This is a genomic window from Rhizomonospora bruguierae (assembly GCF_018397995.1).
In the GTDB taxonomy this organism is placed as follows: domain Bacteria; phylum Actinomycetota; class Actinomycetes; order Mycobacteriales; family Micromonosporaceae; genus Rhizomonospora; species Rhizomonospora bruguierae.
The window spans coordinates 85,946-109,140 of sequence record NZ_BBQH01000013.1; the positions used below are offsets into that span (position 1 = coordinate 85,946).

General features: G+C 73.4%; 29 protein-coding genes. 8 read left to right on the plus strand and 21 right to left on the minus strand.

Going from position 1 to position 23,195, the window contains the following annotated elements:
- Positions 1-84: 84 nt before the first annotated feature.
- A complete protein-coding gene (gene fdhD / locus KJS59_RS05045; protein ID WP_249713882.1) occupies positions 85-1,071 on the minus strand; it encodes a formate dehydrogenase accessory sulfurtransferase FdhD in 987 nt (328 codons plus the stop codon).
- A gap of 336 nt (positions 1,072-1,407) precedes the next feature.
- Here fdhD and mobA point away from each other — a divergent pair, with 336 nt between their 5' ends.
- From mobA to KJS59_RS05060, 3 genes are all read left to right on the plus strand, one after another.
- A complete protein-coding gene (gene mobA / locus KJS59_RS05050) occupies positions 1,408-2,004 on the plus strand; it encodes a molybdenum cofactor guanylyltransferase (RefSeq protein ID WP_213451116.1) in 597 nt (198 codons plus the stop codon).
- A complete protein-coding gene (locus tag KJS59_RS05055) occupies positions 2,001-2,246 on the plus strand; it encodes a DUF6457 domain-containing protein (protein ID WP_213451117.1) in 246 nt (81 codons plus the stop codon). The genes mobA and KJS59_RS05055 overlap by 4 nt, the downstream gene beginning before the upstream one ends.
- 170 nt (positions 2,247-2,416) lie before the next feature.
- Positions 2,417-3,481, plus strand: coding sequence for a T3SS (YopN, CesT) and YbjN peptide-binding chaperone 1 (locus KJS59_RS05060; RefSeq protein ID WP_213451118.1), 1,065 nt, complete (start codon positions 2,417-2,419; stop codon positions 3,479-3,481).
- A gap of 46 nt (positions 3,482-3,527) precedes the next feature.
- On the opposite strand, the gene KJS59_RS05065 is transcribed toward KJS59_RS05060, so the two are convergent.
- Positions 3,528-3,986, minus strand: a complete 459-nt coding sequence (locus tag KJS59_RS05065; protein ID WP_213451119.1) for an Lrp/AsnC family transcriptional regulator — start codon at positions 3,984-3,986, stop codon at positions 3,528-3,530.
- 68 nt (positions 3,987-4,054) lie between these two features.
- Here KJS59_RS05065 and ddaH point away from each other — a divergent pair, with 68 nt between their 5' ends.
- The gene (gene ddaH / locus KJS59_RS05070) at positions 4,055-4,882 is read left to right on the plus strand and encodes a dimethylargininase (RefSeq protein WP_376771125.1); all 828 of its coding nucleotides are present in this window, start codon (positions 4,055-4,057) and stop codon (positions 4,880-4,882) included.
- Positions 4,883-5,036: 154 nt separating this feature from the next.
- Here the strand turns inward: ddaH and KJS59_RS05075 are convergent, their stop codons facing one another.
- Entirely contained in the window at positions 5,037-6,260 is a 1,224-nt protein-coding gene (locus KJS59_RS05075) for an ABC transporter substrate-binding protein (protein WP_213451231.1), read from the minus strand.
- A gap of 44 nt (positions 6,261-6,304) precedes the next feature.
- On the minus strand, positions 6,305-7,066 hold the full coding sequence (locus KJS59_RS05080) for an alpha/beta hydrolase family protein (RefSeq protein ID WP_213451120.1): 762 nt from the start codon (positions 7,064-7,066) through the stop codon (positions 6,305-6,307).
- A 94-nt stretch (positions 7,067-7,160) separates the two neighbouring features.
- Between KJS59_RS05080 and KJS59_RS05085 the strand changes: the two genes are divergently transcribed.
- Entirely contained in the window at positions 7,161-7,778 is a 618-nt protein-coding gene (locus tag KJS59_RS05085) for a bacterial proteasome activator family protein (protein WP_213451121.1), read from the plus strand.
- 9 nt (positions 7,779-7,787) lie between these two features.
- Here KJS59_RS05085 and KJS59_RS32110 read toward each other — a convergent pair whose 3' ends face one another.
- The 5 genes from KJS59_RS32110 to KJS59_RS05105 form a co-directional block, all read right to left on the minus strand.
- Entirely contained in the window at positions 7,788-7,901 is a 114-nt protein-coding gene (locus KJS59_RS32110) for an HAD hydrolase family protein (RefSeq protein ID WP_376771126.1), read from the minus strand.
- Positions 7,858-8,211: an HAD family hydrolase gene (locus tag KJS59_RS05090; RefSeq protein WP_249713883.1), complete on the minus strand. Its 354-nt coding sequence runs from the start codon at positions 8,209-8,211 to the stop codon at positions 7,858-7,860. The genes KJS59_RS32110 and KJS59_RS05090 overlap by 44 nt, the downstream gene beginning before the upstream one ends.
- Positions 8,211-9,047: an HAD family hydrolase gene (locus tag KJS59_RS05095; protein ID WP_213451122.1), complete on the minus strand. Its 837-nt coding sequence runs from the start codon at positions 9,045-9,047 to the stop codon at positions 8,211-8,213. Before KJS59_RS05095 ends, KJS59_RS05090 begins: the two co-directional genes overlap by 1 nt.
- Before the next feature lie 112 nt (positions 9,048-9,159).
- Complete coding sequence (gene serS / locus KJS59_RS05100) at positions 9,160-10,425, minus strand: serine--tRNA ligase (protein ID WP_213451123.1); 1,266 nt, start codon at positions 10,423-10,425, stop codon at positions 9,160-9,162.
- A gap of 50 nt (positions 10,426-10,475) precedes the next feature.
- Positions 10,476-11,216 (minus strand): hypothetical protein, encoded by a 741-nt coding sequence (locus KJS59_RS05105; protein WP_213451124.1) that lies wholly within the window; start codon positions 11,214-11,216, stop codon positions 10,476-10,478.
- 183 nt (positions 11,217-11,399) lie between these two features.
- On the opposite strand from KJS59_RS05105, the gene KJS59_RS05110 reads away from it, so the two are divergent.
- Together KJS59_RS05110 and KJS59_RS05115 are read left to right on the plus strand one after the other, a co-directional pair.
- Positions 11,400-11,828: an OsmC family protein gene (locus KJS59_RS05110; protein WP_213451125.1), complete on the plus strand. Its 429-nt coding sequence runs from the start codon at positions 11,400-11,402 to the stop codon at positions 11,826-11,828.
- Between the two features lie 66 nt (positions 11,829-11,894).
- A complete protein-coding gene (locus tag KJS59_RS05115; RefSeq protein WP_213451232.1) occupies positions 11,895-12,236 on the plus strand; it encodes a metallopeptidase family protein in 342 nt (113 codons plus the stop codon).
- 46 nt (positions 12,237-12,282) lie between these two features.
- Here the strand turns inward: KJS59_RS05115 and pheA are convergent, their stop codons facing one another.
- The 5 genes from pheA to KJS59_RS05140 form a co-directional block, all read right to left on the minus strand.
- A complete protein-coding gene (gene pheA / locus KJS59_RS05120; protein WP_213451126.1) occupies positions 12,283-13,239 on the minus strand; it encodes a prephenate dehydratase in 957 nt (318 codons plus the stop codon).
- 9 nt (positions 13,240-13,248) lie between these two features.
- Positions 13,249-13,770: a hypothetical protein gene (locus KJS59_RS05125; RefSeq protein ID WP_249713884.1), complete on the minus strand. Its 522-nt coding sequence runs from the start codon at positions 13,768-13,770 to the stop codon at positions 13,249-13,251.
- A gap of 32 nt (positions 13,771-13,802) precedes the next feature.
- Complete coding sequence (locus KJS59_RS05130; RefSeq protein WP_213451127.1) at positions 13,803-14,195, minus strand: ACT domain-containing protein; 393 nt, start codon at positions 14,193-14,195, stop codon at positions 13,803-13,805.
- Between the two features lie 24 nt (positions 14,196-14,219).
- A complete protein-coding gene (locus tag KJS59_RS05135; RefSeq protein ID WP_213451128.1) occupies positions 14,220-14,711 on the minus strand; it encodes a PAS domain-containing protein in 492 nt (163 codons plus the stop codon).
- 106 nt (positions 14,712-14,817) lie between these two features.
- Positions 14,818-15,528, minus strand: a complete 711-nt coding sequence (locus KJS59_RS05140) for a hypothetical protein (protein ID WP_213451129.1) — start codon at positions 15,526-15,528, stop codon at positions 14,818-14,820.
- 181 nt (positions 15,529-15,709) lie between these two features.
- On the opposite strand from KJS59_RS05140, the gene KJS59_RS05145 reads away from it, so the two are divergent.
- A complete protein-coding gene (locus KJS59_RS05145) occupies positions 15,710-16,954 on the plus strand; it encodes an arginine deiminase (protein WP_249713886.1) in 1,245 nt (414 codons plus the stop codon).
- On the opposite strand, the gene KJS59_RS05150 is transcribed toward KJS59_RS05145, so the two are convergent.
- The 7 genes from KJS59_RS05150 to KJS59_RS05180 all read right to left on the minus strand — a co-directional run.
- Positions 16,940-17,818, minus strand: a complete 879-nt coding sequence (locus tag KJS59_RS05150; protein WP_213451131.1) for a DUF5926 family protein — start codon at positions 17,816-17,818, stop codon at positions 16,940-16,942. The two genes, KJS59_RS05145 and KJS59_RS05150, sit on opposite strands and share 15 nt — an antisense overlap.
- Before the next feature lie 131 nt (positions 17,819-17,949).
- A complete protein-coding gene (locus KJS59_RS05155) occupies positions 17,950-18,363 on the minus strand; it encodes an ATP-binding protein (protein ID WP_213451132.1) in 414 nt (137 codons plus the stop codon).
- Positions 18,363-19,871 (minus strand): sensor histidine kinase, encoded by a 1,509-nt coding sequence (locus KJS59_RS05160; protein ID WP_213451133.1) that lies wholly within the window; start codon positions 19,869-19,871, stop codon positions 18,363-18,365. The genes KJS59_RS05155 and KJS59_RS05160 overlap by 1 nt, the downstream gene beginning before the upstream one ends.
- A 72-nt stretch (positions 19,872-19,943) precedes the next feature.
- The gene (locus KJS59_RS05165) at positions 19,944-20,723 is read right to left on the minus strand and encodes a glycerophosphodiester phosphodiesterase (RefSeq protein WP_213451134.1); all 780 of its coding nucleotides are present in this window, start codon (positions 20,721-20,723) and stop codon (positions 19,944-19,946) included.
- Positions 20,720-21,055 (minus strand): rhodanese-like domain-containing protein, encoded by a 336-nt coding sequence (locus KJS59_RS05170; RefSeq protein ID WP_213451135.1) that lies wholly within the window; start codon positions 21,053-21,055, stop codon positions 20,720-20,722. The genes KJS59_RS05165 and KJS59_RS05170 overlap by 4 nt, the downstream gene beginning before the upstream one ends.
- Before the next feature lie 10 nt (positions 21,056-21,065).
- Positions 21,066-22,256, minus strand: a complete 1,191-nt coding sequence (locus KJS59_RS05175) for an LCP family protein (RefSeq protein ID WP_213451136.1) — start codon at positions 22,254-22,256, stop codon at positions 21,066-21,068.
- A 130-nt stretch (positions 22,257-22,386) separates the two neighbouring features.
- On the minus strand, positions 22,387-23,195 hold an 809-nt coding region (locus KJS59_RS05180), incomplete at its 5' end, for an LCP family protein (protein WP_213451137.1).

The window sequence follows — 23,195 nt, forward strand, 5'->3', positions numbered from 1 at the left end:
GCGTGGGTGCCGGGGCACGACGAACACCGACGCGCCCATCACGACCCGTCGGCCCTGTCGCGCGTGGGTGCCGGCCTTCGGCGGTCAGGGAAGGATGCGCTCGGTGCCGGTGTAGGCGTTCATCGTGGTGCCGCGCAGGAAGCCGACCAGCGTCATCCCGGCCTCCTCCGCCACGTCGACCGCCAGCGTGCTCGGCGCTGAGACGGCGGCCAGCACGGGGATGCCCGCCATCCACGCCTTCTGCGTCAGTTCGAAGCTCACCCGTCCGGAGACCAGCAGCACATGCCCCCGCAGCGGCAACCGCTCCGAGCGCAGCGCCCACCCGACCACCTTGTCCACCGCGTTGTGCCGCCCCACGTCCTCCCGCAGCACGACCAGATCCCCGGCCGGCGTAAACAGCCCCGCCGCGTGCAGCCCGCCGGTCCGCTCGAACGCCTTCTGCGCCGCCCGGAGCCGGTCCGGCAACCCCGCCAGCACGGTCGCCGGTACCGCCACCGGATCGCCACCCACGTCGTACGCCGATCGGGTGCGTACGGCGTCGATGCTCGCCTTTCCGCACACACCGCAGGCACTGGTGGTGGCGAAGTAGCGGGTCGGGTCCGTCTGCGGCGGCGGTACGTGCGCCGCCAGCGCCACGTCCACCACGTTGTACGTGTTCGGCTCCTCGGTGCCGGCGCACAACTGCGCGGTCCGCACGTCACCGGCCCCCCGCACGATGCCCTCGGTGAACAGGAACCCCAGCGCCAGGTCCAGGTCATCTCCCGGCGTGCGCATGGTCACCGCCAACGCCGGCCGCCGACCCGCACCCGCCGGCCCGACGCGGATCTCCAGCGGCTCCTCGGCGGCCAGGCTGTCCGGTCGCCGGATGGTGGTCGTCGTACCGCCGCCCGCCGCGTCCACGGCGGCCGTTCCTGTGCCCGTGTTGGCGGCGGCCGTTCCTGTGCCCGCGTTTGCGGCGGGTGCTCCCATGCCCGTGTCCCCGACGGCAACATCCGGGCCCGCGCCCGTCACGGGCGCGCCCGCGCCCACGTCGATCCGCAGCACCGGCCGCCGGTCCGTCGCCCGTCCCATCCGCCCATTGTCCGGCATGAAGTCGTGGCGGGTAACAAAAGCCACTACCCCCATGAATCGGGCACGACGAGTTCGAGATTGGCGTGGATGTTGCCTAGTGTGGCCGTATTCGTCCAGACCTTGGTACGGGAGACCGATTTCTGCGGCGGATCCATACCAAGATCTCTTGCGGAAGCGGCGACCGTGGGCGCGCCGGTCGGCATCGTTGGGGCGAAGGCCCGGCCGGCGCACGGAGCACCGGCCCAGGGGTCGCCCGGCCGGCGCGTCGCCCCCGTCCAGCGCCGGGAGGCAGGGGCCTGGCGGGTGCGCCGGGGGTCGTCGCCATAGGGTGAGGTGGTGGAGGGGTACGGGGCGCTCATCCTGGCCGGCGGGGCCGGGCGCCGCCTGGGCGGTCGGGAGAAGCCGGCGCGACCGGTGGGTGGGCGGCCGATGCTGCTGCGGGTGCTCGACGCGCTCGCCGATGCCGATCCTCGCGTCGTTGTCGGGGCGCCGGCGCTTACCGGTGCGCCGACCGATGTCCTGACCACTGTGGAGGAACCGCCGGGCGGGGGGCCGGCCGCTGCCGTCGTGGCGGGTCTTCGGCTTGTCCCCGCCCACGTGCCGGTGGTCGCGCTGGTCGCCGCGGATCTTCCGCTGCTGACCGGTGACGCCGTCCGGCGCCTCATCACCACCGTGGAGAGCATCCCGAGCACCAACGGCGCTATCTATATGGACGTCAATGATCGTCCACAGTGGCTCTGCGGGGTGTGGCGGCCCGGGGCGCTGCGCCGGCGGGTCCACGAACTGGGTGGGACGCTGCACGGAACGCCGCTGCGGGTGTTGCTCACCCCACTCGCGCCCGTACCCGTGACCGTCGACACGGACGGCCTGCCACCCTTCTTCGACTGTGATACGGACGCCGATCTGAGGCAGGCAGAGGAGTGGATCAGATGACGCTGGACGAGTGGATCGCCGTGGCGTGCCGCGAGTTGGGGCTGGACCCGGCCGAACTGCGGGCCCAGGTGGTGCTGGATCTGGCGCGGGACGTCGCGCACCAGGTGCTGCGGCCGGCGGCACCGGTGACGGCTTACCTGCTGGGCGTGGCGGTCGGGCGTGGCGCGGACCCGGCCGAGGCCGCCGCGCGGCTCACCGCCCTGGCCGTGGGGGCCGAAGACAGCGCCGCCGAAGCACCGTGACCCGCGGCCGGATCCACCCATCGCGGACGCGGAGAAGGGCGCCCGGCGGCGGCTGACACGTCGCCGTACACGGCCCGGAACAATGCGGGCCAACCACCGGGACGCATCGGCGCCCACCACCGCCAGGCAGCACGGTCTCGATAGGGTGTGGCGGACGGGACGGAGGGATCATGACGGCGGACCACCCCCAGCCGGCGGACCTCGACAGCGAGCAGATCCTGCTGGACGAGCCGACGACGGCGGACCTGCGCGCCAAGGTGACCGAGGCGTGGCGGGACTTCGCCCGGTCGTTGACGTCGCTGGTCGCCGCCCTCACCGCCGGCTCGTACCTGGAGGTCACGCTCGACCCGGCGGCCTCCGGCACCGGGGACGCGATCTACTCGGTCGGCGTGGAGGCGGGTCCGGATGGCCGGCTGGACGCGCGGGCGGTCGGCAACGCGGCGCTCCCGCCGGGCATGCGGCTGGACCGGGCGGCCGTCGCCGACATGGTCGCGCTCGGCTGGTCCCCGCCGGGCGTGGTGGAGGGCTCCGGCGAGCAGTTCGGCCTGTGTACGGCGGTGGAGCGGTCGGCTCAGCTCGCCACGATCCTGACCCGGACCATGCGGGACGTCTACGGCGCCCCGCACCCCGCGTTCCTGGTCTACGGGGCGCGCGACGAGCGGGACGAGCCGATAGCCGAGGCGGCGCTGGGTACCGCGCGGCCCGAGGCGACGCTGGAGACGGAGGACCCGGAGAGCGCGCTCGCGGCGATCGCGCGGGAGGCGCGGGAGGGCGGGCTGCCGCTGGACGAACGGGTCCGTACGGTGGTCGCGGCGATGCTGAAGACCACGCCGGACCAGTTGCAACTGGACGGGGACGGGGACATCAACATTCGTGCCGGGTCGGCGATGGTGTTCGTCCGGGTCCGGGACAGCCCGCCGCTGGTGGACGTGTTCTCGCCGGTGCTGACCGGGATCCGGCCCACCGAGAAGCTGTACGTGAAGCTGTCCGACCTGACCAACCGGATGCCGATCGGCCGGCTCTACTGCACCGAGGACACCGTGTGGGCGTCGGTCCCCGTGTTCGGGCGCAACTTCCAGCCCACCCACCTGATGCTGGCCGTGCAGGTGATGACCGGCCTCGCGGACGAGCTGGACGACCGGCTGCACGGCGAGTTCGGCGGCAAGCGGTTCTTCGGCGAGGGTGACAAGCCGGCCAAAGGCGACGAGCAGCACGGTACCGGCATGTACCTGTAGGGGTTAGCGCCCGTTTTCGGTGGGGCGTGGTCGGTCCCCGCGCGCTCTAGTCGGCGGGGGGCACCGCGGCCGGCGCGGCGACCAGCCGGGACAGCACGATCATGCTGCGGGTCGAGGTGACGAACGACTCCGCCCGCAGCCGCTCCAGCGCCTGCTCCAGGTGGGCGATGTCGGCCGCCCGCAGGTGGACCAGCGCGTCCGCCTCGCCGGAGACGGTGTAGGCGCCGACCACCTCCGGGTGCCGGCGGGCCGCCACGGTGATCTGCGCCGGGGTGGTCTTGCCGGTGCAGAACAGCTCGACGAACGCCTCGGTGGTCCAGCCGACGGCTGCGGGGTCGATGACCGCCGTGAATCCCTTGATGATGCCCGCGGTGCGCAGCCGGTCGACCCGCCGCTTCACCGCGGGCGCCGAGAGCGAGACCACGGCCCCGATCTCCGCGTAGGAGGCCCGCGCGTCGCTGACCAGAAGCGCAATGATTCGCTGGTCCACGTCGTCGATCTGCAACGAATCACCTCTTTGACGCAAGCTTCGCGGCTGTTTGAGTACCGACAGCGTACCTACTCTTGGTCACCATGGACCTGCCCGACCGGACGCCGCGGAAGCGTACCTACCTGATGGCGAGCCCCGACCACTTCGCCGTCGAGTACGCCATCAACCCATGGATGGACGTGACCATGCCGGTCGACGCCGAACTGGTCCACAAGCAGTGGGAACGGCTGCGCCGGACGCTGGTCGAGTCGGGGCACACCGTGCACGTCCTGCCGCCCCGGGCGGGGCTGCCGGACCTGGTGTTCGCGGCCAACGGCGCGTTCACGGTCGACGGCGTCGCCTACGGCGCCCGCTTCCGGTACCCGCAGCGGACCGCCGAAGCCGCCGTGCACCGGGCGTTCTACGAGACCGAGGGCTGGGAGTTCGTCGCGCCCACCCAGACCAACGAGGGCGAGGGCGACTTCACGTACCTGCCCGGGGCGCACGGTGGCGTGATCCTCGCCGGGTACGGCTTCCGCACCGAGACGGCGGCGCACGCCGAGGCGCAGGAGGTGCTCGGCCGGCCGGTGGTGTCGCTGAAGCTGGTCGACTCCCGCTTCTACCACCTCGACACGGCGCTCCAGCCGCTCGACGATTCCACGGTCGCCTACTATCCGGGCGCCTTCTCGACCGCCGCCCAGCGGGTCCTCGCCCAACTGTTCCCTGACGCGGTCCTGGCCGACGAGGTGGACGCGTACGCGTTCGGGCTGAACCTGGTCAGCGACGGCCGGAACGTGTTCCTGCCGGCCGAGGCCACCGGGATGGCCGCGAAGCTGGCGGCCGCCGGGTACCGGCCGGTGCCGGTGGAGCTATCCGAGCTGAAGAAGGGCGGCGGCAGCGTCAAGTGCTGCGTCGCCGAGCTGCGCGGCTGAGCCGGTAGCCGGAGCGGGCCGCCGCCCGCCCGCCGCTCACGCCGAGCTCAGCCCGTGGCGCCGGCTCGGCCCCGCCGGCTCAGCCCGTGACGCCGCCCCAGCCCGGCGCCGCCAGCTCAGCCCGTGGCGCCCGGCTCCAGCCCGTGGCGCCGGCTCAGCCCAGCGTCGCCAGCTCGTTGAGCACCACGTTGGCCAGGACCTGCCCGTCCGGGCGGACCTGGCGCAGGTACCAGGACTGCTGCGGGGTCCGGGACTGGTTGAACTGCCAGGTGCCGCGCGGGCTGTCCACGAGGCCGAGCCGCGCGATCGCCTGGTTGACGGTGAGCGGCGTGGGGCTCGGCGAGGCGAGCGCGATCGCCTGGTCGAGCACCGAGGCCGCGTCGAACGACGCCATCGCGAACGTGGTCGGCGCGAGGTTGTGCGCCCGCCGGTACGCGGCAGCGAACCGCCGGTTCGTCGGGTTCTCCAGGTCGGAGGAGTAGTTCAGCGAGGTGTAGATACCCCGGGCCGCGGTGCCCAGGGTCTCCAGCGCGCTGCCCTCGGTGAGCAGGCCGGAGGCGTAGATCGGCAGGTGGAGCCCGGCCGTCCGGAGCTGCTTCACGAACTCGATGCCCGAGTTGGTGCCCAGCGCGCAGTAGACGATCTCCGGGTCCATCGAGCGGATCCGCTGGATGGTGGTCGAGTAGAAGCCGGCGCCCATCTTGGCCGCTTCGGGCGCCTGGATGACCGTGTCCTCGATCCGGGTGTCGGTGTTGCCGAACGCGAACCGGAAGCCCGACAGCGCGTCCAGGCCCGCGTCCTGATCGGTGGTGACCAGCGCGATCTTGCCCTTGACCCGGGACTGGAGGTACGGCGCGAGGGCGCGCCCCGGCTCGTCATCCACGTAGGAGGTGCGCCAGATGAACACGACGCCGTGCAGCGAGACCGGCGAGCCGTTGGAGCCGATCAGCGGGATCTGCGCCTTCTCCACCTCGTCGTGGATGGTGGTCATCACGGTGCTGCCGGCGACCCCGGAGATCGCCAGCACATCCTTGCCGCGCAGTTGCTGGAACGCCGCCTGGCCGCTCTTGGCCGTGTCGCCCTCGTCCGCGATGATCAGCTCCACCGGGTGGCCGCCGAGTTCGTTGTTGTTCAGCGACAGGTACAGCTGGAAGCCGTTGATCATCTCCGTGCCGATGGCCCGGTAGGCTCCCGTCTGCGGCGCGATGAGGCCGATCCGGACGGGTGCCTGGCTGGTCGAGCCGCCCCCTCCGCCGGCCGGGGCGCAGGCCGACGCGGCGCCGGCCGCGCCGAGCGCGGCCAGCAGCTTCAGCGCCTGCCGGCGGTCGAGGTGCTGCTGCACTGTGCCTCCCAGATCGCGGGTCCAGTCGGGACCCATCCGGCGTTCTACCGCCTCCCGCCGGGACGCGTCAATGGTGCGGATCATTGGAAAAGTGAATGAAGCTCGTCCGTGACGTGCCGCCAGGGTGGTGCCTGCGGATCAATGAGGCCGAAATGCCCGGTACCGGGCAATTCCACGGTGCGGGCGCCGGTGCGGGCGGCGTACCCCCGTCCGATATCGATCGGTACCTGGGCGTCTGCGTCCCCGTGCAGGACCACCACCGGGCAGCGCGGCGCCGGCAGGCGGGCCGGATCGGCGCGGGCGTAGCGCTCGGGCACGTCCTCCGGCCCGCCGCCGAGCAGGGCGGCCACCGCGCCGCCGTCCAGGTCCCGCCGGTACGCCTCGACGAGGTCGGCGACCGGGGCGAGCGCCACGACGCCCGCCACGCCGCCGTGGGTGGCGGCCTGCCAGAGCGCGAGGTGCCCGCCGGCCGAGTGCCCGACGAGCACCGGCGGCCCGGCGGGCGCCGGCCGGCCCAGTCCGGTGGCGGTGGCGGTGGCCAGGCCGGGCAGGACGGCCACGCCGGCCGCCACGTCGTCCAGGGTTTCGGGGTACCCGACGCGCCGGTACTCGAGTTGGGCGACCGGGTGACCCAGCGCCGCCAGGGCGGCTGCCATCGGTCCGGTGTGCGACCGGTCGTACCCGGGCCGCCAGAACCCGCCGTGCACCACGATCACCAGGGGCCCCGCCGCACGCCGGGGCAGCCGCAGGTCGGCCACCTGGTCGGGATGGTCGCCGTAGCGCACCGTCCGGTCCGGCGGCGGCGCCGAACGGCTCAGCACCGAACGGGGGTCGTGGCTCACCGGCGCAAGGTTACCGACCGGTCATCCGGGTCCGACGGGGCCCGGTGCCGGCCCGGGTTGGCATGCGACCTCGGCGGTAGGGAAGATGGTCCGCATGACCGACGCAGCAGGCAACGGAGCAGACGCCGGTGAGCGCACCCCGGCCGGGGGGCGCCCCGGCACGGTGGTGGTGGTCGGCCCGGACGGCCGACCCATGGGCACCGTGGACGTGGACGCCGCCGAGGGCGAGGTTCCGGAGTCGGAGGACCCGTCGCGGCTGATCGAGCAGCCCGCCAAGGTCATGCGGATCGGCAGCATGATCAAGCAGCTGTTGGAGGAGGTCCGGGCGGCGCCCCTGGACGACGCGAGCCGGGAGCGGCTGCGCGAGATCCACCAGCGCTCGATCACCGAGCTGGAGGACGGGCTCGCCCCGGAGCTACGCGAGGAGCTGACGCGGCTGTCGCTGCCGTTCACGGACGGCGCCACGCCCAGCGACGCCGAGCTGCGCATCGCGCAGGCCCAGCTCGTCGGCTGGCTGGAGGGGCTGTTCCACGGCATCCAGGCCGCGCTGGTCGCCCAGCAGATGGCCGCCCGGCTCCAGTTGGAGCAGATGCGCGGCAGCCGCCACGCGCTGCCCACCGGCCCGGGCATGGGCATGGTGCCCGGCATGCCGGGCGCCCCCGGCCCGCAGGGCCAGCCGGGCGATGGCGGCCGCACCGGTCAGTACCTCTGACCCGGCCCGCTACGGGGCGGGGTACTCGCGGTCCAGGTACCGGGCCACGCCGTCGTCCTCGTTGCTCGCGGTCACCTCGTCAGCGATCGAGGTGACCGCGCGGTGGGCGTTGGCGACCGCCACGGCGCGCCTCGGGCAGCTCCTCCCGTAGCCGGTCGCAGACGCGTAGCAGCAGGCCGGGGTCGAGGGGGTCGGCGCGCAGGATCTCGTCCTCGATCGGGTCGTAGACGACGGCGCCGTTGGCGAAGACGGTCGGCAGCGGCGTGGTGAGCTGGGCGTAGACGGCGTCCATCCAGCGCAGCGGGCGGCCCGTCACCAGCACCACCTGGTCGCCGGCGGCGATGACCCGGTCGATGGTGGCGGAGGTGCGGGGGCTGACGGAGTGGTCGCGGCGCAGCAGGGTGCCGTCCAGGTCGGTCGCGACGAGCCGCATCACCGGGAGAGTAGTCGATCGAGGTAGACCGCTACGCCGTCGTCGTCGTTGCGCAGGGTCACCTCGTCGGCGGCCCGGCGGACCACCGGGTGGGCGTTCGAGACCGCGACCCGGCTCCACCCGGCCCAGGTGAACATGGGCAGGTCGTTCGGCATGTCGCCGAAGACCAGCACGTCCGCCGGGTCGACGCCGAGGGCCTCGGCGACGACGGCGAGGCCGGTGGCCTTGTCGACGCCGGGCGGGAGGATCTCGATGAAGCCCAGCCCCGCCTGGGTGACCGAGGCGACCGACGGCGGGATGATCCGCTGGGCCGCCTCGAGCAGCGCGTCGACGTGGTGGTCGGGAGTGCGCGCGAACGCCTTGATCATGTCCCCGCTCAGCGCCTCCGCCCGGGTGCGCGACTCGAAGCGCTCGGGGTAGCGCCACGCGGGGTCGTGGTCGCCCCAGAGCGGTGCGTCGGGCGTGTCCAGCGCCTCCACCATGACGGTCAGCGGGCCGACCTCCGCCTCCAGGTCGTGCACGATCTCGGCGACCACCTTTCCGGACAGCCGGACGTCGCGCAGGACCAGCGGGCCGGCCGGGTCGCTCTGGTCCACGACCCGCCCGCCGCCGGCCAGCACCAGGAAGTCCGCGGCGCGGATGTCGTTGCGGGTCAGTTCGGTCAGCCGGGGACCGCGCCCGGTCGCCCCGACGATCGGGATGCCGGCGGTGCGGACCCGGTCGAGAGTGGCGTGGGTGTACGCGGAGACCGTGTCGTCGCTGCGGACCAGGGTGCCGTCGAGATCGGTGGCGATGAGCTTGGGCAGGCCCGGCCGAGTCGTCTCCAGTCCGGTCATGGGACCTCCAACCTGCCGTGCCGTGCGGGCTGGTAACGATACCCGTACTCAGCGGCACCGCCGAGGAGGTTTTGTGACAACTGGACGAACAGCGGGCATACCGATGACCCGTTCAGCGTCGCACCGGTTCCAGCACGTCACGGCCGCCCAGGTAGGGCTGGAGTGCCTTCGGAACCCGGACCGAGCCGTCCGGCTGCTGGTGGTTCTCCAGCATGGGCACAAGCCACCGGGTGGTGGCCAGGGTGCCGTTCAGCGTCGCCGCCGGCCGGGTGCGCCCCTCCTCGTCCCGGTAGCGGACGTTGAGCCGGCGCGCCTGGAACGTGGTGCAGTTCGACGTCGAGGTCAGCTCCAGGAACCGCTGCTGCGACGGCAGCCACGCCTCGCAGTCGTACTTGCGCGCGGCGCTGCTGCCCAGGTCGCCGGCGGCCACGTCGATCACCCGGTAGGGGATCTCGACCTTGGCCAGCATCTCCTCCTCCCAGCCCAGCAGCCGCAGGTGCTCCTCGGCGGCCTGCTCGGGCCGGCAGTACGAGAACATCTCCACCTTGTCGAACTGGTGTACCCGGATGATGCCGCGCACGTCCTTGCCGTACGAGCCGGCCTCCCGGCGGAAGCACGACGACCAGCCGGCGTACCGGATGGGCTCGGTCAGGTCGGCCAGGATCTCGTGGGCGTGGTACGCGGCCAGCGGCACCTCCGACGTGCCGACCAGGTACAGGTCGTCAGCCTCCAGCCGGTACACCTCGGCGGCGTGCGCGCCGAGGAACCCGGTGCCCTCCATCGACTCCGGCTTGACCAGGACCGGCGGGATGACCGGGGTCAGCCCGTGCTCCAGCGCCTGGGCGATGGCCAGCTGGAGCAGCCCGAGCTGGAGCAGCGCGCCGACGCCGGTCAGGTAGTAGAAGCGGCTGCCCGAGACCTTCGCCCCGCGCTCCAGGTCGAACGCGCCGATGCCCTCGCCCAGCTCGATGTGGTCCCGGACGGTGGGCAGCGACGGGCGCTCGCCGATCTCGCGGAGCACGACGTAGTCGTCCTCGCCGCCGGCCGGCACGCCCGGCTCCACGACGTTCGGGATCGCCAGGTGCGCCTGGCGCTGCTCCTGCTCCGCCGCGGTCACCCCGGCCTCGGCGGCCTTCACCTCGGCGGCCAGCTCCTTGGTCCGGGCGAGCAGGGTGGCCCGCTCCTCCGGGGCGGCCTTCGGCATCCGCTTGCCGAGCTGCTTCTGCTCGGCCCGCAGCGCCTCGAACCGCTGCACGGCGGCCCGGCGCGCCTCGTTCGCGCGGAGCAGGTCGTCCACGGCCGACTCGGACTCGCCGCGGGTCCGCTGGCTGGCGCGTACGGCGTCGGGGTCGTCTCGGAGCAGGCGCAGATCAATCACAACCGGTGAGCCTACCGGCGCCGCCGGCCGTGCTCACGTCGATATCCGGCTCAGGGCCGGGCGCGCGGGTCGGGCGGGGCGGCGAACGGGGCGGCGGGCGCCACGGTGAGGTCGAAGGGCTCCTCCGGGCGCTCGTCCGGCTCGGCGCGGCGGGGTAGCCACCGCGCGTGGTCGTCCTCCGGGGCGGCCGGTGCCTCGGCGTCCGCCGCCTCGGGATCGCGGGCCGCGGCCGGGCGCCCCTCGACCAGCAGCAGAGCCACCCCGAGCAGGACCACCCCGACCAGCCCGACCGAGATCCCGCGCCCGTGCTCCAGGGTGATGGTCGGGCCGTCGATGTAGAAGAGGCCGTTGAACGGCGCGCTGCGTCGGCCGAGGTCGCTCCACGCGGCCCCGATCAGGGCGACCAGGGTGCCGCACCCGCCCAGCGTGGCGACCCGCACGTGCGCCCGCCCGGCCGCCGGCCCGAACAGCACCACGGTCGCGCCGGCCACCGCCAGGACCACACCGACCAGGTACGCGGCGCCCCACACGCCGAGCTGGCCCAGCCCGGCCGTGATCTGCTGCGTCTGGTCGCCGACCTCCGAGGGGTCCGGCCTGATCGTCGTGACCTGCCAGTCGTCGACCAGCGAGGCGAGCAGCGCGACCGCGGCGAGCCCCGCGACGGCCAGCACCACCCGGCGGTCGCGGCGCAGCGCGGCCAGGCCGCCGGGGCGCCGCGCCGGTGCCGGTCCGGCGTCATCCGGCTCGCCCCAGCTCACCACCGCCGGATCGGAATGGGCATCCTGGGACATCGGGGGCGCCTCCAGACCGGCCGGAGCGGAGTCCGGCCTCGACCCGACCAAGGATAGGCGCTAGGCGATCCGAGGCCAGCGCGTGCGCGGCGACACCGGTGCGGCGCCACGTGCCGCGGGTGTTCTCGCGCTCACGGTGGACAATCGTCGCATCGCCCGGTCGATTGGACTAGCGTCGGTCGCATGCCTACCCGTAACGCATCCGCCCGCTGGCAGGGCACCCTGACCGAGGGCTCCGGCACGATCCGCACCGGCGGTGGCGGCCTCGAGGGCCCGTACTCGTTCAAGTCCCGGTTCGAGGACGGGCAGGGGACCAACCCCGAGGAGCTGATCGCGGCGGCGCACGCCGGCTGCTACTCGATGGCGTTCTCCAAAGCGCTCTCCGACGCGGGGCACCCGCCGACCTCGGTCGACACGACCGCGGCGGTCCACTTCGGCAAGACCGACGCCGGCTTCACCGTGACGAAGATCGATCTGACCGCCACCGGTGACGTGCCCGGCATCGACCCGGCCGAGTTCCAGAAGCTGGCCGAGGGCGCCAAGGAGAACTGCCCCATCTCGCGGCTGCTCGCCCCCGGCACCGAGATCACGCTGACCGCCACGCTCGTCTGACGGACCACCGCGCGGGGGTTGGGCGCAGCCCGCCCCCGCACGGACAATGGTGCGGTGCCGGTCGAGATGAGCGCCGAACGCTTCGAGGAACTGGTCGCCGACGCGCTCGATGAGGTGCCCGAGCCGCTGCTGCGGCTGATGGACAACGTCGTGGTGCTGGTCGAGGACGACTCCCCACCGGACGGTCCCCACCTGCTGGGCCTCTACGAGGGGCACGCGCTGACCGGGCGCGGCTGGAACTACACCGGCGTGCTGCCCGACCGCATCACCATCTACCGGCGGCCGATCCTGAGCATCTGCGACACCGAGCAGGACGTCGTGGAGGAGGTGCTGGTGACGGTCGTCCACGAGATCGCCCACCATTTCGGCATCTCCGAGGAGCGCCTCCACGACCTCGGCTGGGGGTGAGCCGGCGGCCTGCCGGGCATCCGCGCGCCCTGCCGCCCGGGCCGGGTCAGGACAGGTCGCCGGCGCGGATCCTGGCCAGCCAGGCGGCCGCGTCGGCGAAGTCCGCGTCGGAGAGCCCGGCGGGCGCGGGGGTCGGCCCCGCGCCGGCGGCCGGGCTCCAGCGGTGCCGCGGGTACGAGCCGAGGAAGCGCACGTCCGAGCAGATGCGGCGCAGGCCCTGGAGCGCCTCGCCCATCCGGCTCTCGGCCACGTGACCGGTGCAGTCCAGGAAGAACGAGTACCGGCCGAGGGTCCCGCCGCTGGGCCGGGACTCGATGCGGCTGAGGTTGATGCCGCGCACCGCGAACTCCATCAGGACCGCCAGCAGCGCACCGACCCGGTCGTGGGCGATCGAGACGGCCAGCGACGTGATGTCGTCCCCGGTCGGCGGGGTGGGTCCGGCGGGTCGGCAGACCAGCACGAAGCGGGTGACCGCGTCCGGATGGTCCGCGATCTTGTCGGCGAGCAGGGTCAGCGCGTACCGCTCGACGCCGATCGGGGCGCAGATCGCCGCGTCGTACCCGCCCTCCGCGGCCCCGACCGCGGCGGCCGAGTTGGACAGCACGTCCACGACCGTGGCGTTCGGCAGGTTCGCCCGCAGCCAGTTGCGGCACTGCGTGCTGGCCTGCGGGTGCGCGGCGAGCGTGCGGATCTCCGCCAGCGCCGCGGGCGCCCGGGCGGCCAGCACGAACTCCACCGGGATCACCACCTCGCGGGTGATCATCAGCGGCTCGCCGTGGGTCAGTTCGTCGAAGGTGACCCCGACCGCGCCGCCGATCGAGTTCTCCAGCGGCACCAGGGCGGCGTCGGCCTCGCCGGCGCGTACCGTGTCCAGCGCCTCGGGCACGCTGCGGGCCGGTACCCGGCTGCCCCGTTCGGCGGCGGGGATCGTGCGCAGCGCCTGTTCGGTGAAGGTGCCCTCGGGGCCGAGGTAGACGAATCGGCTCGGTGGAACGCCCGGCATGTGGTCAGCCTAGCCGCTGGAGCAACTCGCCGCCGCCAGGATGCCGAACGGCGCCCCGGTCCGCACATCCACTGTGCACACGTCCGTGCCGGCGGTGACCAGCGTCAGCGCGTCCGGGAGCCCCTTGCTGACCACCTGGAGCGGCTCCTTGCCGGGCACCGTCAACACCGTGTACTGCCAGCTGCCGGCGCACAGCGGCCCGGTGGTCGCCCGTGCCCGCTCGAACGCCCCGGGCAGCGTGCCGGAGCGGCGGACCAGCGCGAGGACCACGCTCGCGTCGGGACGCCCCGCGCAGGGGACCGCGACACTCTCCGCGAAGCTCGGCGGCGGGTCGGCGGTCGGCGGGTCGGTGGGTGGCAGCGTGAATCCGGGCGGCAGCGTCGGCGCGGGATCATCGGCGGCCGTGCCGGTCGGGGCGGGTGGCACGGTGGGTCTGGGGGCCAACTCGGGTGGCTGGCCGCAGGCCGACAGGCTCGCGACGAGCACGGCCAGCGGCACGACCCACGGCATCATGACGCGTACGCGCTGCACGGGCGGATCGTAGTGCCCCGCCCGCGCTCAGGTCACGGCGTTCCCGCGGCGATCCGGTGGCCCGCACCGGTCAGGGCGGCCACCGCCTCGGCCAGGCGCACCGCCGGGACCAGCACGTAGTCGGTGTCGAAGGTGGAGAACACGAAGATGTTGACCCGCGCCTCGGCGAGCGGGCCGGCCAGCGAGGCGAGCACCCCGGTCAGCGCCAGGTCCAGCGGGCCGACCACGCGCAGGCAGCGCCACCCCGGCTCGACCGGACCGGCGCCGGCCGGCACCCGGTCCGCGGCGCAGATGACGGATACCTCGTCCGGCGTCCACGTCACCGACAGGATCGCCGCCCCGTCGCCGGTCGGGTCCGGCACGGCGGTGCCGGCCGGTAGCCGGCACACCGCGTACTCGTCCGGCAACAGGTCGAGATCCAGCATGGGGGCAGACTACGGCCCCGCCGGTCAGATCGCGGAGAGGAAGGTGAGCGAGCCCACCACCTCGCCGCCCTCCAGCAGTGGCGTGGTGACCGCGTCCAGCGTGTCGGGCGGCTCGTCCGCGCCGGCCGGTCCGACCCGCAGCAGGCCGCGCGCCAACCGGCCGCTGCTGAGCGCCAGCAACGGCGGGATCTTCACCGCGTCGGCCTCCTCCAGCGCGCTCGGCGCGGCCGTGAAGTCGATCAGTTGGAGCGTCTCCAGCAGCGGGCGGCCGTCGGTGAGCGCCGGCTCGGCCAGGCCGAGCAGCTCCCGGCCGGCGCCGGACGTGGCCACGATGCGGCTCCGCGCGTCGATCAACAGACACGGTTCGGCGGCCGCGTGCACCGCGACCGCCCACCGCGAAAGGCTGTCCTCCGGCTGCTCCGGCCCGGGGTACCCGCCGGCGGGACCGACCGCTCCGCCGGCCGGTCGCGCGGGTGGCACCAGCGCCTCGGAGAGCGAGAGTTCGACGTGCGCCACTACCACCTCCGCTGCACCGGCCGCACACCGCGCCGTCGGCGACCACGCTACTGCTTTCCGGCGCGCTTGCCGACCCCGGAATCCTCGGCGCTGTGGTGAGTTGCGGCTACCGGCGGACGGGGCGCTTGTCGGTGGCCGAACGGCCCTCCCCGTACCACCGGTAGTCCTCCGCGCCCGCGGGCAGCCAGGTGGACGGGTGGCTCGCGACGACGGAGAGCTTCTGCGCCGTCTCCGCGCTGATCCGGGCGCCGCCGGCGATGAGCAGCCGGTCGAGTTCCCGATGCGTGGCGATCATGCAGTCCCGCGGCACGCCGTAGACGCTGATCACGCCCGAGCCCACGAAGGTCAGCACCGGCGCGACGGGCACCGGGAGCCCCACGGCGGCGGTGAGCGCCTTGCCGGCCCGGCGGGCGTCCCGGCGGGCCCGCGACACGTAGGGCGGGCGCTTGCCGTTGATCTGGACGACGTCCCCCGCGAGCATCACCCGGGCCCGCCCGTGGTCGGCGACCGTCACCGCGAACACGCCGCCCGGACCGATCGCCAGGAAGCCGGTCCGCTCCTCGTCGGGGGCGGCGTCGTCCGCGCGCGGCCACTCCACCACGTGCCAGGCGGGGCCGAGGTGCTCCAGGCGGTTCAGCGCGCGGGCGCCGGCCGCCTCCTGCCGCCGGGCGCCACGCTCGGCGCGGCGTCGCCGGGCCCAGTCCATGGGCCGCGACCACTCCAGTTGGTCCGCGGGGGCGGCGACGACCCCGTTCCCTGGTGCGGTCCCGCCGTCTTTGGCGGATGCGAACGGTCTACGCGCAGGAAAGACAGTCATCGCGACCTCCGGCAAAAGGTCTTGGTGGAGTTGTCGGGCTAGCACATTACGGTACGTGGTTACACCGGTACGGACGCAACCAGCACGGGCGAGTGACCGGCGAGTGAGAGGGGATGAATGCCCCATTCATGCCGCCGTGACTCTGCCTGAATGGTGCCACGCGATCGTTAGGCTGCCAGTCGTGGCCCACTACGTGGACAGCGAGGTCGGCCGGCTCGGCGCGGTGCTGCTGCACCGGCCCGGGCCGGAACTGGCCAGGTTGACGCCCCGGAACAACGACACGCTCCTGTTCGACGGCATCCCCTGGGTGGCCCGCGCGCAGCAGGAGCACGACGGGTTCGCGACCGCGTTGACCGATCGTGGCGTGGAAGTTCTGTACGTGCACCATTTGCTTACTGAGACGCTCGCCGCTCCCGCCGCACGGGAGGAACTCACCGGCGCGGTGCTCGCGGACGTGCGGCTCGGCGACAGCCTCCGCCGCCGGGTCGCCGACCACCTCGCCGGCCTGGACCCGGCCGGCCTGGCCGAGGTGCTGATCGCCGGCCTGGCGCACGAGGAACTGCGCGGGCGCCCCACCGGCCTGGTCTACCGGCTGATGGACCGGCACGACTTCGTCATCGACCCGCTGCCGAACCTGCTGTTCACCCGCGACTCGTCCACCTGGATCCGGGGCAACGCCGCCGTCACCAGCCTGGCCATGCCCGCCCGCCGCCGGGAGACCACGATCACCCACGCCATCTACCGGCACCACCCCCGCTTCGCCGGCACCCCGCTGGTGTACGAGCCCGGCCTCGAACACGTCGAGGGGGGCGACGTGCTGCTGCTCGCCCCGGGCACGATCGCCGTCGGCGTGGGTGAGCGGACCACCCCGGCCGGCGCCGAGCGGCTCGCCCGCCGGGTGATCTCCGGCGGCCTGGCGGAGACCGTCCTGGTGGTGCCCGTCGCCCAGCGGCGGGCCACCATGCACCTGGACACCGTCTGCACCATGGTCGACGTCGACGCGGTCCTCATGTACCCGAACATGGCGCACGACCTGCTCGCGTACACCGTGACCGCCGACGGCGAGGCCGCGCCCGGGGTGGCGGAACTGGCGGTCAGCGGGCCCGAGCCGTTCCTGCGGGCGGCGGCCGACGCCATGGGCATCGACCGGCTCCGCGTGATCGACACCGGCCTGGACCCGGTGACCGCCGAGCGCGAGCAGTGGGACGACGGCAACAACACCCTCGCGATCGCGCCCCGGCTCTGCGTCGCCTACGAGCGCAACGCGGAGACGAACGGGCACCTGGAACGCGCCGGCATCGAGGTGATCCAGATCGCCGGCTCGGAACTGGGCTCCGGGCGCGGCGGTCCGCGCTGCATGTCCTGCCCCGTCGCCCGCGCCCCGCTCGCCCCGACCGGGGACGAGCCGCCGTCAGCGCAGGGTTAGCTGCCGGCCCAGCAGGCCCTGCTTGGCACGCCGGGCGGCGGCGTCCAGCGGACCGTCGACCGCCAGCGCGTCCGCGTACCGCTTCGCGAACGCCGCCAGCGGCTCCTCCCACTCGGCCGCCGCCGGCTCCCTGGGCAGATCCCACACCGGTACCAGCAGGCCGTGCGCCCGGAACATGCCGGCGAACTTCGTCCCCTCGCCGAGCAGCAGGTCGCCGGCGCCCGCCAGTCGCGCCAGCGCGTCCAGGGCGCGGTCCTCGTCGTCCGGCAGCACCCAGCGCACGTGCGCCTTCTCCGGCACCTGGCACCAGTACGCGCCCCGCGCCGCCGCCAGCCGCTGGGTCGGGTAGATCGACGAGTTCGCCCGCTCCAGGGACGCCTGCACGTTCGGGTCGTCCCCGGCGCCCTCGTCCAGCCAGAAGTCGAACCCGTCGTGGAGTGTGATCTCCAGCGGCCCGGCCACCAGAATGTCCTGCAGCCGGGGGCCCTCGCCGGGCAGCGCCGGCACCGCGACCGTGCCGCCGGGCGGCGTCTCCAGCGCGCGGAGCAGCGCCACCGCCAGGTCCCGCGACACGTCGCCGGACTGCACGTGCCGCTGCAACCCGATGAAGATCCGGCCGTCCGGCTTGGTCATCGCCGGCCACGCCATCGGCAGCACCGTCGCCAGCGTCACCGGCCGCTCGCCGTGCTTCTCCACCAGGTCCGGCACCAGCGTCAACGGCGCCGACGCCGCCGGTACCAGCTCCCGCAGCGCCACCCACTCCGCCTCGTCCACCAGCCCGGCGAACGGACGGGGGACGAAGACGTCGCGGACCTTCTCGCGCTTGGGCGCGGCGGACCGGGTGCTCCTGGCACGCTTGCTCACGTCGGACCAGCCTTAGGGTCGGGGTTTGCCGGCGTACAGCCTAACCAACGGCCCGTCCCGGTAAGGGATGCTGGCGACGGGCGAAGCGGTGCGGCGGTGCGGGAGCGGGCGGGGCCGGAACGGGGCGCCGGTCAGGCGGAGACCCGGGCCCAGACGCACTGGCCGAGGCCGTCGTGGTCGACGCCCCAGCGGTCCGAGATGGCGGAGACGATGGTGAGGCCGCGACCGTCCGGGCTGTACTCGCCGACGGCGCGGACGCGCGGCGACTGATCCCCGCCGCCGTCGGTCACCCGGATCTCGACGCCGCCACCGGTCAGCCGCCAGGCGACCCGGACGACGCCGCCGGGGAGCGGGCCGGCGTGCCGGATGGCGTTGCCGATGAGTTCGGCGGCGACCGCGACCACGTCGACGAGCAGCCCGGGGCGCACCGCGGGGCCGAGATCGGCCGCCAACCGAAGCCGGGCCAGGCGCGCCCCGCGGGGATGGTGGGGTACCACGACGCATCGGCTGTGGTGCGCGGCGCCCGTCCTCAGGCTGGCGGTCATCACTCTCCGGTCTCGTGCTCCACCGTGGCGCCGACGTCCGCGGCGGGCGCGTCGGCGCGCGGCAGCCGAACCTCCGCGACCGTACCGCCCCCGTCCCGGGGGCGCAGGGAAACCCAGCCCTTCTGCCGCTCGACGATCCGCCGAACGAGGTACAGGCCGAGCCCGGTACCGGAGTACTGCCGCCGGTCGCCCCGCTCGCCCTGCCAGTACCGGTCGAAGGCGAGCTCGACGTGCTCCGGGCGTACCCCGATTCCGCAGTCGCTAACCCGGAACCAGACGCTGCGCGGGTCCGCGCCGGCGGTCAGGTCGATCGGGCCGTCGCCGGGGGAGTACTTGCCGGCGTTCGTGGCCAGTTCGGTGAGGACGGTGGTGAGGGTGCCCCGGTCGCCGTACGCCTTGGTCAGGTCGGGGGGCAGGTCCACCGTGAGCCGCCGGCGCAGGTCGTGCGGCAGCGCGTCGGCGGCCGCGCGCAGGGCGTCCACCAGGTCGAACGGGACCGGTTCGGAGCCGCCGACGGGGCCGGCGGAGTTGTCGACGGACAGCAGCCGGTCGACCAGCTTCGCCAGTTCCCCCGCGCGCTGGCCGAGCACGTTCGCCGCCCCCCGGCGGCCCGCCTCGTCGAGGTGGTCCCAGTGGTTGACCAGCGTGTCCGCGTACCCCTTGATGACCGTGACCGGGGTGCGCAGTTCGTGGCTGGCGACCGCGATGAACAGGTCCCGGTCGTGGTCGCGGCGGTGCTGGTCGGTGGCGTCGCGGAAGGTGACCACGACGGAGTCGGTGCTGCCGAGCAGCTCGCCGGAGGTGATCTTCAGCCACCGGCCGTTGGGCAGTTGGTGGTCGATGGCCTGGCCGGTGTGCGGCAGCGGCAGCGGCAGGCGGCGCCCGAGCACCTCCGGGGCGGGCCGGCCGGTCAGCCGCTCCGCGGCCGGGTTCCACAGCCGGACCGTGCCGGAGTCGACGACGGCCAGCCCGTCGGCGAGCGCGTCGACCACCGGGCCGTCGCCGTGCACGGGCAGCCCGGCCGCATCGCCGTAGGTGTGGGCGATGCAGGAGGCGACGTACCCCAGGACGGTGTGGTGCTCGGGGGTGATGGCGTGGGCCGGGTCGGCGTAGAAGGCCTGGAGCGTGCCGACCACCATCCCCCGCACGACGCATCGGCCCCAGAGCAGCCGCCGCAGCCCGCGCCCCTCGAGCTGGCTGGCCGGCTCGCCGCCGATCGCGCGGATCGACACCTCGCCCGTCCGCCGCCCGTCCATCCGCAACGCGCCCTCCGCGAACTGCGCGTCGACCGGACGCCCGAGGGAGTACCCGGCCCGGCCGGTGGCGGCGACGATCCGGCCGCCGTCGCTGGTGAACTCGGCCAGCGACATGCCGTCCGCGCCGAGCGCCGCCTGCGCGGTCACCAGCAACTCCTCGAGGACGGGCAGGCCGGACCGGCCGTCGTTGATCATCTCGATGACCCGGCCGTGGCCGGTGATCAGGCGGGCGAGATCGGGGGCGTCGGGCATGCACCCGAGTCTGCCCGCGCCCGCTCGCGGCGGAAAGACCCGCGCCCCGGGGCACCACGGGAACCCCGGCGGTCAGCGGCCGAGGCGGTCCAGGACGGCCCGGGGCCGGTCGGTGATGATCCCGTCCACGCCGTGCCCGATCACCAGGTCGATGTCGGCCGGCTCGTTGACGGTCCACACGTAGATCCCGTTGCCGCCCGAGCGCAGCGCCTCGACAATGGCCGGTCGGGCCCGGACGAGGTCGACGGCGGGGCCGCCGACGCGGGCGCCGAACGGCAGCCGGCGCAGCCGGATCCCGGGCGGCACCACCTCCAGCAGCAGCACCGTGGGCAGTCGCGGGGCCAGAGCCTGTATCCGGCGCAGGGCCAGCGGCGAGAAGGACATCACCGTCACCCGCACCTGGTCCCGCGGCCCGGGGCGGGTCAGCCCGTACCGGCTCAGCAGCGCGACCAACCGGCGCTCCACGTCGCTGCCGTACCGGCTGGGGTGCTTGGTCTCGATCAGCAGCCGGACCGGCCGGGCGCCGTCCAGCACCGTCCGCACGAGCCGGTCCAGGGTCAGCACCGGAACCCGCTCCACCGCGCCCCGGGCGCCGGGGTGCCAGCTACCGAAGTCGTACTGGTCCAGTTCGGCCAGGGTGCGGGCGCTGACCAGGCCGCGCCCGGTGCTGGTCCGGTCCAGCCGCCGGTCGTGCACGCAGACCAGGTGACCGTCCCGGGTGAGCCGCACGTCGCACTCGAGCCCGTCGGCGCCGTCGGCGAGGGCGCGTTCGTAGGCGACGAGCGTGTGCTCGGGCAGGTCGGCGGAGGCGCCCCGGTGCGCGAAGACCAGGGGACCGGCGGCGGCGGTCACACCACCCGCGCGGGCTGCCCGTCCTCGCTGACCAGCGGGCGCCCGGCGGCCTGCCAGGACTGCATGCCGCCGTCCAGGTTGCGCGCGTTGTCCCAGCCGTTGTTGACCAGGTAGGCCACCACCTGGGCGGAGCGGCCGCCGGAGCGGCAGACCACCACGACATCCCCCTCGGTGGGCACCTCGGCCATCCGGGCCGGGATCTCCATCATCGGCAGGTGGTGCGCGCCGGGCGCGTGCCCGGCGACCCACTCGTCATCCTCGCGCACGTCGAGCAGGTACGCGCCCTCGTCCACCTCGCCCGCGTGCACCGCGGGGACTTTCGGCCCAAACACGGCTACCAAGCTACTTCTCGGATGCCACGAAGTCCGGGTGGGCCGCCACGAATTCACCGACCCTGCCCTTCTTCACCGCCTCGAACAGTTCGACGCTGGTCTGGGTCAGCGCCTCGGCGGAGGTGCCCTGGACGTTCGCCGGGCTGATCTTCCCGCCGTTGGTCCGGATCATCACGAGGTCGTTCGCGGCCACGCCCTTGAGCGTGAAGATGAAGTCCTCGATCGGCACGCCGTTGGTGTCCAGCACGAACGCCTTGCCGGCCGCCTTGATCAGCTTGTCCAGCTTCGGCAGGTTGGTCACCACACCGGCGGTCATCGCCTTCTTCACCATCGCCTTGATCAGTTGCTGCTGGTGCCGCTGCCGGTCGTAGTCGCTGTTCTTCAGGCCGTACCGCTGCCGGGCGTAGTCCAGGGCCTCCCAGCCCGCCATGTCCTTGCAGCCCTTCTCGTGCCAGATGATCTCGCCGCCGCCGACCTTGCGCGCCTCGGCCAGCCACGTCGGCTTGCCGTTGACCATCCGCATGTGCGCCGACTTCACCCGCTGGTCCACGCACATCCGCACGCCGTCGAGCGCGTCGATGACGCCCTTGAAGCCGTTGAAGTCGATGATCGCCGCGCCGTTGAAGGTGATGCCGGTCAGCTTGTTGATCGTCATGGCGACCAGTTCAGCGCCGCCGGCCCGGCCCAGTCCGTTGCGGGAGCCGAAGTAGAACGCCTCGGTCATCTTGTGGTGGCCGCCGCCGAACTTCGCCTTCGCGAACGGTGGCACCTCGACCCACAGGTCGCGCGGCACCGAGACCAGGTACGCCTGGTCGTGGCTGGCTGGCACGTGCAGGATGATGATCGTGTCGGAGCGCATCTCGCCGGCCGACCGGGCCCGCTCGTCGACGCCGAGCAGCAGCAGGTTGATCGGGCCCTTGAGCGCCTGGCCGGGACTCGTCTCGGTCTTCGCCGCGCCGCCGAGCAGGTTCTGCTGGGTGAGCCCCTCGGTGTACCGGCCGATGAGAGCCTTGCCGCCGACCACGGTGACGCCGCTGGCCAGCATCAGCACCGCGCCGAAGAGCACGACGAGGCGGGCCCAGAGCGGGTCCCTGCGCCGCTTCGGGCGCCTGCCCGCCGGCGTGCGGTTGGCGCTGCCGTAGGTGGTGACCCGGCCCGGTCCGCCCGGTTCCGGACGTTGCCTGGTCGGTACCTGCGGCATGGCGACTCCCAGCGGGTGCGGCGGGGCGGTGCGCGAGGGCTCGCGACAATTGAGCCGAGTCACAATACTCTACGACACCCCGTCGATGGCCCGGGTTCGCTCCTTGTTCACCCCCGCCGGGTTGCGTCGCTCAGGCACCCGTGGACTGAACGAACGTCGGATGGGCGAGCAGGTAGTCGGCGAGGCGTCCATCCCGGACCGCGCCGAGCATCGTCATCGACTCGGGGCTCAGCGTCTCGTACGACTGTCCGTCCACGGTGACGCTGTTGAACGTCCCGTTGTTCGTCTTGACCATCACCAGGTCGCTCGCGGCCAGGCCCCTCATGGTGAACAGGAAGTCCTCCACCGGGACGCCCTGGGTGTCCAACACGAACGCCTTGCCGGCCGCCTTGATGACCCGGTTCAGCTTGCCCAGGTCGGTCAGCACCCCGCTGCTGGTCGCCTTCTTGGCGATCGCCTTGATCAATTGCTGCTGGTGCCGCTGCCGGTCGTAGTCGGTGTTCTTCAACCCGTACCGGATCCGGGAGAAGTCCAGGGCCAACTCGGCCGACATGTGCCGGCACCCCTTCTCGTGCACCACCGGTCGCCCGCCCGGCGGGATGCCCCGCACCTTGTGGTTCTTCTCGTCGAACCAGACCCGCACGATCCGGCCGTTGCGGTCGTACGCCAGGTGGATGGACTGGGCGCGCTGGTCCACGCACATGTCCACCCCGCCCAGTTCGCGGACCACCGCCTCGAAGCCGGTGAAGTCGATGATCGCGGCGCCGTTGAACCGGATGCCGGTCTGCTTGTTGATCGTCCGGGCCAGCAGGTCCACGCCCCGCGCGCGCCGCTCCAACTCGGTGCCACCGCCCCGGTACCCCTCGTCGAAGGCGGCGTTGATCTTCGTGGTCCAGCCCTTGAACCCGGTCTTCGGGTACGGCGGGATCGGCACCCGCC

Bases quoted from the DNA above. Each gene is read 5' to 3' on its own strand.
- fdhD (WP_249713882.1), bottom strand. From the start codon at position 1,071: ATGGGACGGGCGACGGACCGGCGGCCGGTGCTGCGGATCGACGTGGGC.
- KJS59_RS05055 (WP_213451117.1), top strand. From the start codon at position 2,001: ATGACGCTGGACGAGTGGATCGCCGTGGCGTGCCGCGAGTTGGGGCTG.
- KJS59_RS05060 (WP_213451118.1), top strand. From the start codon at position 2,417: ATGACGGCGGACCACCCCCAGCCGGCGGACCTCGACAGCGAGCAGATC.
- ddaH (WP_376771125.1), top strand. From the start codon at position 4,055: ATGGACCTGCCCGACCGGACGCCGCGGAAGCGTACCTACCTGATGGCG.
- KJS59_RS05075 (WP_213451231.1), bottom strand. From the start codon at position 6,260: ATGGGTCCCGACTGGACCCGCGATCTGGGAGGCACAGTGCAGCAGCAC.
- KJS59_RS05085 (WP_213451121.1), top strand. From the start codon at position 7,161: ATGACCGACGCAGCAGGCAACGGAGCAGACGCCGGTGAGCGCACCCCG.
- KJS59_RS05090 (WP_249713883.1), bottom strand. From the start codon at position 8,211: ATGCGGCTCGTCGCGACCGACCTGGACGGCACCCTGCTGCGCCGCGAC.
- KJS59_RS05095 (WP_213451122.1), bottom strand. From the start codon at position 9,047: ATGACCGGACTGGAGACGACTCGGCCGGGCCTGCCCAAGCTCATCGCC.
- KJS59_RS05105 (WP_213451124.1), bottom strand. From the start codon at position 11,216: ATGTCCCAGGATGCCCATTCCGATCCGGCGGTGGTGAGCTGGGGCGAG.
- KJS59_RS05110 (WP_213451125.1), top strand. From the start codon at position 11,400: ATGCCTACCCGTAACGCATCCGCCCGCTGGCAGGGCACCCTGACCGAG.
- KJS59_RS05115 (WP_213451232.1), top strand. From the start codon at position 11,895: ATGAGCGCCGAACGCTTCGAGGAACTGGTCGCCGACGCGCTCGATGAG.
- pheA (WP_213451126.1), bottom strand. From the start codon at position 13,239: ATGCCGGGCGTTCCACCGAGCCGATTCGTCTACCTCGGCCCCGAGGGC.
- KJS59_RS05130 (WP_213451127.1), bottom strand. From the start codon at position 14,195: ATGCTGGATCTCGACCTGTTGCCGGACGAGTACGCGGTGTGCCGGCTA.
- KJS59_RS05140 (WP_213451129.1), bottom strand. From the start codon at position 15,528: ATGACTGTCTTTCCTGCGCGTAGACCGTTCGCATCCGCCAAAGACGGC.
- KJS59_RS05155 (WP_213451132.1), bottom strand. From the start codon at position 18,363: ATGACCGCCAGCCTGAGGACGGGCGCCGCGCACCACAGCCGATGCGTC.
- KJS59_RS05160 (WP_213451133.1), bottom strand. From the start codon at position 19,871: ATGCCCGACGCCCCCGATCTCGCCCGCCTGATCACCGGCCACGGCCGG.
- KJS59_RS05175 (WP_213451136.1), bottom strand. From the start codon at position 22,256: ATGCCGCAGGTACCGACCAGGCAACGTCCGGAACCGGGCGGACCGGGC.